Annotated in this window: 12 protein-coding genes; 8 read left to right on the forward strand and 4 right to left on the reverse strand. The window is 73.6% G+C overall.

Annotated elements, in window-relative coordinates; translation table 11 throughout:
* The first annotated feature begins 69 nt into the window (after positions 1-69).
* The 3 genes from ABD284_RS08790 to ABD284_RS08800 all read left to right on the forward strand — a co-directional run bounded on the left by ABD284_RS08790 (position 70) and on the right by ABD284_RS08800 (position 3,564).
* A complete protein-coding gene (locus tag ABD284_RS08790) occupies positions 70-1,092 on the forward strand; it encodes a LacI family DNA-binding transcriptional regulator (protein WP_386699539.1) in 1,023 nt (340 codons plus the stop codon).
* A gap of 277 nt (positions 1,093-1,369) precedes the next feature.
* The gene (locus ABD284_RS08795; protein WP_344142115.1) at positions 1,370-2,605 is read left to right on the forward strand and encodes an AGE family epimerase/isomerase; all 1,236 of its coding nucleotides are present in this window, start codon (positions 1,370-1,372) and stop codon (positions 2,603-2,605) included.
* The gene (locus tag ABD284_RS08800) at positions 2,602-3,564 is read left to right on the forward strand and encodes a PfkB family carbohydrate kinase (protein WP_344142117.1); all 963 of its coding nucleotides are present in this window, start codon (positions 2,602-2,604) and stop codon (positions 3,562-3,564) included. Before ABD284_RS08795 ends, ABD284_RS08800 begins: the two co-directional genes overlap by 4 nt.
* A 127-nt stretch (positions 3,565-3,691) precedes the next feature.
* Here ABD284_RS08800 and ABD284_RS08805 read toward each other — a convergent pair whose 3' ends face one another.
* Positions 3,692-4,024 carry an antibiotic biosynthesis monooxygenase family protein gene (locus tag ABD284_RS08805; RefSeq protein ID WP_344142119.1) on the reverse strand — a complete coding sequence of 111 codons (333 nt, stop codon included), beginning with the start codon at positions 4,022-4,024 and terminating at the stop codon, positions 3,692-3,694.
* A 63-nt stretch (positions 4,025-4,087) separates the two neighbouring features.
* Between ABD284_RS08805 and ABD284_RS08810 the strand changes: the two genes are divergently transcribed.
* From ABD284_RS08810 to ABD284_RS08820, 3 genes are all read left to right on the forward strand, one after another.
* Positions 4,088-4,519, forward strand: coding sequence for a MarR family winged helix-turn-helix transcriptional regulator (locus ABD284_RS08810; protein ID WP_344142120.1), 432 nt, complete (start codon positions 4,088-4,090; stop codon positions 4,517-4,519).
* Positions 4,520-5,136: 617 nt separating this feature from the next.
* The gene (locus ABD284_RS08815; protein WP_344142121.1) at positions 5,137-5,739 is read left to right on the forward strand and encodes a DUF4352 domain-containing protein; all 603 of its coding nucleotides are present in this window, start codon (positions 5,137-5,139) and stop codon (positions 5,737-5,739) included.
* A gap of 180 nt (positions 5,740-5,919) precedes the next feature.
* Positions 5,920-6,345 (forward strand): PPOX class F420-dependent oxidoreductase, encoded by a 426-nt coding sequence (locus ABD284_RS08820; protein ID WP_344142122.1) that lies wholly within the window; start codon positions 5,920-5,922, stop codon positions 6,343-6,345.
* A 538-nt stretch (positions 6,346-6,883) separates the two neighbouring features.
* Here ABD284_RS08820 and ABD284_RS08825 read toward each other — a convergent pair.
* Entirely contained in the window at positions 6,884-7,810 is a 927-nt protein-coding gene (locus ABD284_RS08825) for a helix-turn-helix domain-containing protein (protein ID WP_344142123.1), read from the reverse strand.
* Positions 7,811-8,082: 272 nt separating this feature from the next.
* On the opposite strand from ABD284_RS08825, the gene ABD284_RS08830 reads away from it, so the two are divergent.
* Complete coding sequence (locus tag ABD284_RS08830; protein WP_344142124.1) at positions 8,083-8,262, forward strand: hypothetical protein; 180 nt, start codon at positions 8,083-8,085, stop codon at positions 8,260-8,262.
* Between the two features lie 206 nt (positions 8,263-8,468).
* Here the strand turns inward: ABD284_RS08830 and ABD284_RS08835 are convergent, their stop codons facing one another.
* The gene (locus tag ABD284_RS08835) at positions 8,469-10,655 is read right to left on the reverse strand and encodes a HelD family protein (RefSeq protein ID WP_344142125.1); all 2,187 of its coding nucleotides are present in this window, start codon (positions 10,653-10,655) and stop codon (positions 8,469-8,471) included.
* Between the two features lie 421 nt (positions 10,656-11,076).
* Here ABD284_RS08835 and ABD284_RS08840 point away from each other — a divergent pair, with 421 nt between their 5' ends.
* Positions 11,077-11,610, forward strand: coding sequence for a hypothetical protein (locus tag ABD284_RS08840; protein WP_344142126.1), 534 nt, complete (start codon positions 11,077-11,079; stop codon positions 11,608-11,610).
* A 21-nt stretch (positions 11,611-11,631) separates the two neighbouring features.
* On the opposite strand, the gene ABD284_RS08845 is transcribed toward ABD284_RS08840, so the two are convergent.
* Entirely contained in the window at positions 11,632-11,991 is a 360-nt protein-coding gene (locus tag ABD284_RS08845) for an ArsR/SmtB family transcription factor (protein ID WP_344142128.1), read from the reverse strand.
* Positions 11,992-12,006 lie beyond the last annotated feature (15 nt).

Here is a 12,006-nt window from a genome sequence, read left to right on the forward strand (position 1 = left end):
CGGCCACAGCCGGCTGCGGCGCCGCCGCGGCCGGTGCCGCCGCCCGCCGATACGCAAAGGATGAAGACCGTGCGCCGTCCGACTATCGCCGACATCGCCCAGGCCGCGGGCGTCTCCAAGGGTTCGGTCTCCTACGCGCTCAACGGCAGGCCCGGCGTCTCGGAGGCCACCCGGGTGCGTGTGCTGTCCATCGCCGAGGAGCTGGGCTGGGCCCCCAGCACCGCCGCACGCGCCTTGTCGGACGGCCGCGCCGACGCGATCGGCCTGGTCGTCGACCGGCCGGCGCGGACGATCGGCCTGGAGCCGTTCTTCATGGAGCTGATGTCGGGGGTGCAGACCGCGCTCTCGGAGATCTCCACGTCGCTGCTGCTCCAAGTGGCCGCCGGCCAGGAGCACGAGATCCGCACCTACCGGCAGTGGCACGCCCAGCGGCGCGTGGACGGCGTGCTCGTCGTGGACCTGCTCAGCGGCGACAGGCGGCCCGCGGCGCTCGCCGAGATCGGCCTGCCCGCGGTCGTCGTGGGCGGCCCGCTGCCGGACGCCGCGCAGCCGTTCGTGTGGTCCGACGACGCCGCCTGGACGGCGATGGCCCTGCGCCACCTCGCCGACCTGGGACACCGCCGGGTCGCCCGCGTCGCCGGGCCGCCGGCGCTGCTGCACACCTCGCGGCGCACGCGGGCCTTCGAGGAGGCGGCGGCGGAGCTCGGCCTGGAACGGCACACGGTCGTGCACGCCGACTACACCGACGAGGCCGGCGCCGACGCCACGCGGCGGCTGCTGTCAGGGGTGCCGCGCCCCACGGCGCTCATGTTCGACAACGACCTCATGGCCGTGGCCGGGCTGAGCGTGGCCCAGGAGATGGGCTTCGCGCTGCCCGCGGACCTGTCGGTGGTCGCCTGGGACGACTCCCCGCTGTGCCGCATGACCCGTCCGCCGCTGACCGCCATCGGGCGCGACGTCAAGGGCTACGGCGAGCAGGCGGCGCGGGTCCTGCTGGAGCTTGTAGCCGGAGGCGCACCCGGGAACCGGCGGGGCGCCGAGGCCCGCCTCGTGCCCCGCGCCAGCACCGGCCGCCCGCCCGCGGAGCCGTGAGCGGGGCACCCGCTTCGCCGCTGCGGGCGTGCATGTACGCTCCTGTGGGGGCGGCCGCCGAGGCCGAACGACGGGCTGGCGCTGACCTGTGCAGACCTCAAAACTTAACCGGTTCAGTAACCGTCGGTCCCGTCCCCCGGCCGAACGGCCCGCCGCCCGACTCCGCGGTCGGCGCGGGCCGCCGCGCACTGCGCGGGCCGACGCCCGAGGGCGGGCACCACCGGGCGCGCCGCGGGCGGACCGCGGCAGACACGCGCCGAGTATGAAGGGAGCCGCCATGGACTTCTCCGCCGACGATCCCGCACCGCCCTCCTGGACGCGGGAGCAGGCCGACGGCCTCATCGCCTGGGCGGAGCGCTCCCGGCAGGCGCAGGGGTTCGCCTGGCTGGACGACGCCGGGCGCCAACGCACCGAGCAGGGAGTGCAGACCTGGATCACCTCGCGCACCACGCACGTCAGCGCGCTGTGCTCGCGCGAGGGCGGCGGCGCGGCGGCCGGACTGGCCGAGCACGGGGTGCGCAGCCTGCGCGAGTCGCTGCGCGACCCTGAGCACGGCGGCTGGTTCTCCACCGTCGCCTTCGACGGCTCGCCCGCCGACACCGACAAGGCCGCGTACCAGCACGCCTTCGTGCTGCTCGCCGCCTCCACCGCGGCGTCCTCCGGGACGCCGGGGGCCGATGAGCTGCTCGGCGACGCGGCGGCCACGGTTCTCGACCGGTTCTGGGACGCCGACGCCGGTCTCTCGGTCGAGTCGTTCGACCGCGCCTTCACCCGCGGCGAGGACTACCGCGGCGCCAACAGCAATATGCACATGGTCGAGGCGTTTCTGGCCGCCGGGGCCGCCACCGGCGACCCCGCCTGGGCGCGGCGCGCGCTGGGCATCGCCGACTTCCTCATCCGCGGCCAGGCCGCCGCGCACGGCTACCGGCTCCCCGAGCACTTCACCGCCCGGTGGGAGGTGCTGCCGGAGTACAACCGCGACCGCCCGGCCGACCCGTTCCGCCCGTACGGCTGGACCCCCGGCCACTCGCTGGAGTGGGCGCGCCTGCTGCTGCACGTCGAGGCGGCGCTGGAGGAGCCGCCCGAGTGGCTGCTGCCCGCCGCCGAGGCGCTGTTCTCGACCGCCGTCGAGGCGGCCTGGGCGCGCGACGGCGCCGACGGCTTCTGCTACACGCTGGACTGGGACGACCGGCCGGTGATCCACGAGCGCATGCACTGGGTCGCCACCGAGGCGGTCGCGGCCGCGCACGCCCTGCACACCCGCACAGGCGGGGCCGGCTACGCCGAGCTCGCCCGCACGTGGTGGACCCACGTGCGCACGTGCTTCGTCGACGGCGGCCAGAACTGGCGGCACGAGACCGACGCCCGGCACCGGCCCAGCACCACCGTCTGGAGCGGGCGTCCCGACGTCTACCACGCCTACACGGCCCTGGCGTTCGCCTCGGGCACCTCGATCCCCGGATACGCGGTGCTGGGCGCGGGTGCCGCGTCCGAGGGGAGCGCGAACGCGTGAGCACCGAGCAGAGCGCGTCGAGCACGCAGCCGGCGCCGCAGGCGGCGATCGCCGGCGAACACGTGATGGACCTGCTTCCGGAGGACGGCGGCGTGCTGCGGCCGGTTCCCGGCGGCGGACCGGCCAACATCGCCGTGGCCGCCGCCCGCTTGGGCACGTCGACGATGCTGCTGTCGCGGTTCGGCGCCGACGCCTTCGCCGAGCGGCTGCGCGCCCGGATGGCCGCCGAGTCGGTCGACCTGAGCCGCTGCCCCACCGGGCTGGGATCGTCGGCGCTGGCGGTGGCCACACTCGCCGACGACGGCTCCGCGCGCTACGACTTCTGGCTGGAGGACGCGCCCGACTGGTCCTGGACGCGCGCAGAGCTTGCCGATGCGCTGCCCGACGCGGTGCGGGTGCTGCACCTGGGCTCGATCGCGGCGCTGCGCCCTCCGGGCGACGCCGAGCTGCTGGAGCTGGCCCGCCGCGAGCGGGAGCGCCGCACGATCGCCTTCGACCCGAACGTGCGCATGGCGGCGCTGCCCGGAGCCGACCACGCCCGCGCGCGCGTGGAGGACTTCTGCCGGGTCAGCCACCTGGTCAAGGCGAGCGACGACGACCTCGCCGAGCTGTATCCGGGCACGCCGACCGAGGAGGCCGCGCAGCGGCTGCTGGAGCTGGGGCCCCGGGCGGTGGTGGTCACGCGCGGCGGCGACGGCGCCGTCGCACTCAGCGCCGAAGGGCGCGCGGAGATCGCCAGTCCCCGCGTGGCGGTGCACGACACGATCGGCGCGGGCGACACGTTCATGGCGGCCCTGGTCAGCGGATGCGCGGCCGACGGAGGCAGGGTGCCGACGGAGGCGGGAGAGCTGCGCGCGCTGCTGGCAACGGCCGCGGCCTGCGCCGCGATCAACTGCACCCGACCGGGCGCGGACCCGCCCACGGCCGACGAGCTCGCGCGGTTCCACGAGGCGCGCTAGTGGCCGGTCTGTCCGGTGGTGTTGGGAAGGCGGGAAGCGGGTGGGCCGCCGATCGCGGTGTGGAACCGGTGATTCTTGTTGGTGTGAAGCCTAGCCGGTAGGGCGGATGTGCAGCGGGCCGCTGCTGTCACCGGTGGTGGACGGAATCGACCGTGTAGAGGTGCGGCTCGAACCCGTCGGCGATCGCGGCGGCGCGGTCCATATGCTCCTTGGCCACCGGGTCCTGGAGCATCCGCTGGAAGGACTCGGCGCTCTCCCACTGGGCGTAGTTGACGACGCGCTCACCGTCGCCGCTGATGTGGATGTTGGCGGAGACGAAGCCCGGGACGTGCCGCATGACCTCGTCGGTCGCGGCGGCCAGGCAGTCGGCCAGCTCCCGTTGCCGCTCGGGCCGGACGGTGAAGACGTTGATCAGCGTGGCCACCGGCGCGCCGGCCTCGATGACGGTGGACTCGGGCATGGCGACCTCCGTGTCAGGTTCCTTACATCGTGAGCAACCGCCAACCTATGTAAGGTTCCTGCCATGAGTCAAGAAGACGTGCGGGACCGCATCGGATACCTCGTCAAACAGGTGGCCCAGGCCTTCCGTTCGGCCAGCGAGGAGCGCCTGCGCGGCATCGGCCTGTCGATGGCGCAGTACGCGGTGCTGACGGCCCTGCGGGACGCGCCCGGGGCGCCCGCCGCCGAACTCGCCCGGCGCACCTTCGTCACGCGCCAGTCGCTGCGCGACGTCCTGTCGGGGCTCACCAGGCGCGGACTGGCCGCCGTGGCCGCGGAGCCGCCTGCGGGCGGACGGGCGCAACCGGTCACGCTGACCGACGCGGGACGCTCGCTGCTGGCGGAGGCCGAGGCGATCGTGCTGGAGACCGAGGCGCGGATGACCGCCGACCTGAGCGGCGACGACGCGGAACGGCTGGCGGACCTCCTGCGCCGGTGCCGCGCCGGGCTCGGCTAAGGCGGTGCCGGAGGTCGCCGCACCGGGTTCCTCGATGCCGGAGGGACTGCCGGGTGCCGCGCAAGCGGCGTTCGGCAGTACCGCTGTCCGGCGACGGAAGCGGCTCCCGGGCGGCCCGTCGAGGGGAGCAGCGGGCCGCCCGAGCGCCGAGCGATCCAACGGTAACAGTCTGTTTCGAGGAGTCCGGAGGGTCCGGGCGGCCGACGTCGGCCACACGCCGGTCCGCCCCGGGGCGGACCTGGGCGGACCTGGGCGGACCGGACCCGAGACGGTCGGCGCCGACGCATCGCGCGCGCCGCTCGGGCGGCGTCGCCCTGCACGCCTCTTCCCGATTTCGGCTGGCCGGATGCGGCCAGCCGCGGGTCGTCCGGCGCCGCGGGCGATCCGCGCAGCCGGGAAGCCATCGGACGGAAAGGACGGAACCGGCACCCCGGGGCGGCCGTCCTAGGAAGTGCCGGAAAGCCGAGCGGGCATGCAGCGGCCGACCGGCGGCCCATTCAGGCCGGTGCCCCCAACGGCCGGTCCAGCCCTCCGGCGCTTCTGCCCGCTGTACGCTCTTGTGGCCCCCAGAACTCGCATTCGCGACAAAAGCCGCACAACGACCGACAGGGACCCCCGTGTACTCTCAGTATCCTCAGCCGCAGCCCTACCCGCCGCCCCAGCCCGAGAAGAAGCCCAACTACTGGCTGATCGGATGCTTCGGGTGCGGCGGCGCGCTGGCCCTCGTCGCCGGGATCGTCATCATCTTCCTGGTCGTGGTGAGCAGCGGTGACGACTCGGGCGGCTCCGCCAGTGACCAGCCGTCGTCGTCGGCGGGCGCCGGCGACGATGCGGGAAGCGGGCAGGAGGAGACCGCCCCCGCCGACGACGAGCCCGCGGGCTCCGGCGAGCCGGTCGAGGTCGTCGCCGAGCCGGCCGAGTACGAGGCCGGCGCCCTCAGCCAGGGCGGCGACTTCGTCGCCGTGCACGTCACGATCACCAACAACAGCGACGAGCCGCTCTCCGTCAACCCGCTGTACTTCAGCATGGAGGACGCGAACGGCCAGACCCAGGACGCCGACCTGATGGAGTCCGCGGGCCAGGAGGACAACTTCGAGGCCCTCGACCTGGCCAACGGCGAGAGCGAGAGCGGCGTCGTCGTGTTCCCCGGCACCTCCGAGCCGGTGAGCGTCACGCACACCGGCGTCATGGGCGACTCCTACACCGCCGAGGTGGCCTGAACCCGTCCCGGTCCGGCTACCGGCGAGCCCGGCGCTCCGCGGACGGAGCGGCCGGGCTCAGCCGTGCCGGGGCCTGCCGCGGCGCGCACGGCCGGGGGCTCTCCGCTCCGCGGCGGCGCCACCCGCCGACAGCTCGCACCGGTCGCGGGACGCGGCGGGCGGCCCCGCTAGGGTTGCGGCGTGGCTTCCATCGCAGATCCGCGCGTCCGGGACTTCCTCCAAGAGGGCACGCGCACCGGGATCCTCGCCTACACCGCCTCCGACGGCCGCCCGCTCGCCGCGCCCGTGTGGTTCATCCTGGAGGGCGACGAGATCGTCTTCAACACCGGGCAGGCCACGGCCAAGGGCAAAGCGATCGCCCGCGACCCCCGGCTGGCGCTCGTGGTCGACATCGACGCCCCGCCGTACGGGTTCGTCCAGGTGCAGGGGGTGGCCGCGACCTCGGCGGACCCGGATGAGCTGCTGCGCACCGCCACGGTCATCGGCGGACGCTACATGGGAGCCGACCGCGCCGACGAGTTCGGCCGCCGCAACGGCGTCCCCGGTGAACTCGTCGTCCGCCTCCGCCCCACGAAGGTCATCGCCGGCTTCGACACGACCGGCTAGCGCCCGCCACGCGGCGCGCCGTGGCACGCCGCCCGGGCACGATCCGGCCATCAGGGCAGGCAGCAGACGTCTGCGCAGGTCACCGCGGGCAAGACGGCTCTTTCACCGTCCGTCGATTCCTGTTTTTACGCGGAACCGGAATCAATAAAGGCGGCTGTGGGTAACTATCCGATGAGATAGCCGCCCCCGTGAGAAGGACGACGCCTGCACATCCCCCAGCCGCCGCCAATTGGCGCTGAAACACTCGCTGCCATTGGCGGATTCATTCCAATGAAGCCGCCGATTCAACGCCGGCCGACCCCTGGCACAACCTTCACACTTGGAAGGTGATCGTGGACGACGACGATTAGACTAACCCCCTGGAAGCCCTCTTCCAGGGGGTGTCCCGCATCCGCCCGTGTCCCCCGGAGGGCCGACCGACGATGCTCGACTCCCGGGAATACCAGCAACCGGTCGCCGAATCCCATATGGCCGGGTCCACACGAGGGCGAACGGCAGCAAGCAATCTATTCGTCGTCCACCGGATACATCCACCTATCTACCATTGCCATAGCATACCTGAATGCCATTCATCGACGCCCGAGAAGTCTTTGAAGTAGAATCCGCTCGGGTTGTTCGGAAACATGCGGTCGCTCTTGAGCGGAGCCGTGCCTTCCGTTTCGAACACGTCGCGCTCGCAGAACCACCATACAGCCTGCGGGACCACGGTCGGCGCGAAGAATACCCGCAGAGCATAGCGCTTTCCGCCCGGCCGGGCCCGATACCGGAGCATCGGGCGTGTCGGGACCGAACTCCGCACCCGCACCCGGTAGCCGAACGAGAAGAGCTCGCCGTCGGCCGGGTCCAACACCCGATCGAGCCTCAGGACCGCCGACAAGTAGCCGAATCCGGTTTCGCGCACCGCGGCCACGGTGCATCCCAGGCCCGGCTCGATGGACAGCACACCGGTGCCCGTGTCGCGGTGGTAGTTATAGGCCGCCGACACAAGTGAGACTCCCGGATGAAGCGGGAATACACGCCGAATAACATCGATTTCGGTTATTACACCCCGGCCGTCGATATGATAGTGAGCTTCACTCTCGCGCACGTGGTATCCCTGCCGAATGGCATCGGACGCCGCGTCCGGCGTGACGGAGAAGGGGACGGAACTGCGGCTCCGGCTGCGTTGGTTGAACCGCTGGCTCCGCCGCCGTTCCTCGGTGACTCTTCGAGCCTGCTCCAGCGCCCGCCTCGCCAGACCTTCATCGCAGCCGAATTCGGTCACATAGTAGTAGACCAGCTCAGTCGACGGCATTACATGCCCGTTTTCGACATTCGATATGTGGCCGCTGCTGTACAGCGCCACGTCGCGGGTGGTGGCTCCCGCGGCTTGGCGCGCTTCGCGCAGCAGCCGGCCGAGCCGGAGGTGCTCCTCACTGACGGGTACGCGGTCGCGCGGCGGGCCCGGCTCTCTCGGAGGCGTCATTCGGCCCATTATCCAGTTCCGCCCGATTCCACGGGAGGGCCGACGGAGTGCGCGGCCCCGCGTGCGCGCGGCGGTCCCGGCGCCTCCTCACGCGCCGGCCCGCTTGCTTGCCGTTCTTGCTTGCCGAGTCTTGCTTGCTTGCCGCGGAAACTGGCCTATCGGCAAGCACGTCGCGGCTGTGGTGCCCTCTTCATAGATGGTCTCCACCCGAATGTCCAACGGCGGCCAGGCGGTGGGAGCCCACCGGTCCCGTCAGGGAAGGGAGAGAGGCAATGGCTGTCCTGATAGTCGCGATCGCGGCACTCGTCTGCGGCTTCGCCGCCGGCTGGGTGCTCACGTCGTCGTACTCGGCCTGGGAGATGGGCCGGATCGTCAACCGACAGCAGCGGGAGATCATCGCGTTGCGCGAGCACGCCGCCGAGCTGGCTCAGAACATGCGCAAGGCGTCCTGAGACCGGGGGCCGCGCGGCGGAGGCGCCCCGCCGCACGGCCCGACAGCAGTCGACTGAGAAGACGGGCGGGAGCCGGCCGGGAGGGGCCCGCTCCCGCTCGGGGCGGCGGCGCAGCCGGACGGGGCCGAGCGCGCCGCCGCCCCACCCGTCGGCCCCCTGCACCACCCGACCCGCCTGCAAACCGACCCGCTCGCAGACCGGCCGACCTACACCGCCCGGCAGGCGTGGTCCGCCGCGCCGACCGCCTCGCGGGCGGGGGCCTCCAGCACCGGCGGCAGCGGCTCGGCGTGCACGATGCGCAGGCTCGTGACCGCCCGGGTGAGCACCACGTAGAGCCGGTGAAGGCCCCGCTCCTCGGCCGCGGCGATGCGCGCCGGCTCGTCGACGACCACCGCGTCGAACTCCAACCCCTGGGCCAGCGTCGCCGGGACGCACACCAGCCGCTCGGCCTCCAGCGCGTCCTCGCTCTCGCCCACGAGCGCGGTGCGCAGCCCCTCGGCGCGCAGCCGCCCGGCGACCGCGGCGGCCTCGTCGTCGGCGGTGATGACGCCGACCGAGCCCTCGCCCTCCAGTGCCTCCCGGCAGGCCGCGGTGAGGACGGCGAGCCGCTCGGCCGCGGCGGCGGAGGCGATGCGCAGCGCGCCGCTCCCCTGGCGGACGCCGGTCGGGCGGCCCAGCCCGGGCGCGATCGCGGGCAGCAGCCGGGCCGCGTAGTCGATGATCTCGGCGGGCACGCGGAACCCGCGGTCGAGTACGGCGAGGCGGGCGTCCGGCTGGCCGAGGTGCTCCAGCAGCGTCTCCCAGCGGTCCACCGCCGAGGGAGCGGTGGCCTGGGCGATGTCGCCGAGCACGGTGAGCGAGCCCCGCGAGCAGCGCCGGGCGACCGCCCGGCACTGCATGGGGCTGAGGTCCTGGGCCTCGTCGACGACGATGTGGCCGATGGTGTCGGGCCGCTCGACCAGTCCGGTCGCCTCGTCGATCAGCGCCAGGTCGGCGTTCGACCACTTCGCCGACTTCGGGCCGCGCGGGCGGCCCGGCAGCAGGACGGCCCGCTGCTCCTCGGGGGTGAGGACGCCCTCGGCGGCGCGGTACAGCCGGTCGGGGTCGGTGAGCAGGCCGAGAACCAGGCGCAGGGGATCGGCCTTGGGCCACATGCGCCGTACCACGGCGCTGACAGCGCGGTTGCGGCGCAGGCCGCTCAGCGTGCCCGGTTCCACGGCCTCGCCGGAGTTCTCGATCCGGCGCATCACGAGGTGGGCCACGCGCTGGGCGAGCAGGCCGGGACCGGCGCCGTAGGCCATGTCGCGGGCGCGCAGCTCGTCCAGGACCTCGGCCAGCTCGGCCGCGGGGACGCGCCAGCGGCGCGAGCCGCGCTCGACGACCAGGGTCTCCTCGGGCGGCTGCGGACGCGACCACAGGTCGCGCCGGATGACCTCGGCCATGCGGGCGTCGCCCTTGACGCGCTCGGCCTCGGGTGTGTCGGCCCGGCGTACGGGTGCGGGGGCGATCAGCTCGTCGACGGTGGTCTGGCGGACGCCGACCTCGCCGAGGGCGGGCAGGACCCGGCGGATGTAGGAGAGGAAGGACCGGTTGGGTCCGAGGATGGCGACGCCTCCGTCGCGGCGCAGCCGGTCGCGCTCGGTGTAGAGCAGGTAGGCGATGCGGTGCAGGCCCACCGCGGTCTTGCCGGTGCCGGGCGCTCCCTGCACGCAGAGCGTGGGGCGTATCGGTGCGCGAACCAGGTCGTCCTGCTCGGGCTGGATGGTGGCCACGATGTCGCGCATCGGACCGGTGCGGGGGCGCTCGATCTCGGCGTGCAGCAGCTCGTCGCCGAGCCGAGGGCCTGCGGCGGGGTCGCGGCCGTCCGCGGTGGCGGCGGCGGCCAGCGGCTCGTCCTCGTAGGCGGTGAGCTCGGCCGCGTCGGAGAACCCGTAGCGGCGGCGCAGCAGCACCCCCTGCGGGTCGCCGGGCCCGGCGCGGTAGAACGCGGCCGAGATCGGCGCGCGCCAGTCGATCACCAGGGGCGTGCCCCGGCCGTCGTGGACGTGGCGCCGTCCGATGTAGACCCGGTCGGTGTCGGCGGCGCGGGTGGGCCCGGCGCCTGCGCCGGGGCCGTCGCCGTCCTCGTAGACGCGGCCGCGGGGGTAGTCGAGCCTGCCGAAGAACAGCGGGACGTCGGGCAGGTCGACCAGCTCCGCCGCGCGGCGCCGGCGGTCCATCCGCAGAAGGCGGTTGGTGAAGGTGTAGTCGGCGTCCTCGGCGCTGTCCTGCACGGTCTCGGTGGTGACGACGTCCTCGTGCATGCGCCGCAGCGCGGCGCGGGCCTCGGCGAGGAAGGCGCGTTCGGAGCGGATTTCGGGATCGGCGGCGGAATCGGGCAGGCGTTCGGCCATGATGAGGGCAGCCTCGGAGGTTTCGGCGGGACACGGTGTCGACGGCGGCAGCGCGGGTCCCGCCCCGGGATGACACCCGGTGCGTCGCGATCCTCAGCGCGCGGAGAAAGAATTGCCGCCAGGCAAGAGCGTGACATTATACCCGCCGCTGACCGTCTGGTCAAGACACCGGGCGCAGACGGCGACACCGCCGAGACCGGGTCCGCGCTCGCCGACGCAGTGCCCCGCCCGTCCTCTCATCCGGGCGGCGGGAGGCCGGCGCGGCCGCGTCCTCCGCGGGCAGGACTCCGGCCGTCCCGGAGGCGGTGCAAGAACACGAGCGAAGTCGGTAGCGCGCAGGATTCGCGCACCCGCCCGCCGTGGCAGGCTTCGGGGAGTCCCGGGCGGCCGCCGCGCCCCTCCTTCCCCCGCGAGGTGACCTGTGCACGACCTGCTGCTGCGCGACGCCGCCATGACCGCCGCGGTCCTGGCCTTCTTCGCCGCGGCCTGGTTCGGCTGGGCGCAGGAGCACCCGCGTCCGGGGTGGCGGGCGCCGCTGACGGCCGGGTCGGTCGGCGGTCTGCTGGTAGCGGCCGCCGCGGGCGCCGTCGCCGGACTGAACTGGGACAGCGGTTCGGTGCTCGACGCGCCGGACGCGCTCGGTGACTACCTGGTGATCGTGGGAGTGGAGTTCGCGACCGCCGCGGCCGGTGCGGCGATCCTGGCGCTGCTGCGCCGCGCCCGCTACATCTCGGCGTGGATCTGCCTGGTGGTCGGCGTGCACTTCTTCCCGATGGCGTCGGTCCTGGGCAATCCGGCGCTGTACGGCCTGGCGGTGCTGCTCACCGCGGCGTCGCTGGCCGCGCCGTTCGCCGCCGCCCGGACCCGCGTTCCGGTGAGCCTGGCTACGGGCGTCCCGGCGGGCGCGGTACTGCTGGGTTTCGCGCTCTGGGCGGGAGGCGCCGCCGTCGTGTGACGCGGCGGGGAGCCACCGGAATCAGTGGTGCGGGGGTTCGCCGGTGACCACGTGGTCGGCGTGGTTGACGGCCTCCAGGACCAGCCGCCGCAGGTGGCCGTCGCGCAGCCGGTAGATCGCGCGCCGGGACTGCTTGCGCGACTCCACCAACCCGGCCAGGCGGAGCTTGGCCAGGTGCTGGGAGACGGCGGTGCGCGAGGCCGCGCAGGCCTCGGTGAGCTCGGTGACGTCGGCCTCGCGGTGCCCGAGCACCCACAGCAGGTGCAGCCGGGTGGGGTCGGAGAGCAGCCGGAAGACGTCGGCGGCCACGGCCAGGCGCTCGGCCTCGGGCGGTGTCTCGTGGGACAGGCTCGCGGCTGCCGGGGTCTCTCGGGTCTCCATGGGGGCAGTCTAGGT

It is taken from the genome of Streptomonospora arabica (assembly GCF_039531585.1).
Classification (GTDB): domain Bacteria; phylum Actinomycetota; class Actinomycetes; order Streptosporangiales; family Streptosporangiaceae; genus Streptomonospora; species Streptomonospora halophila.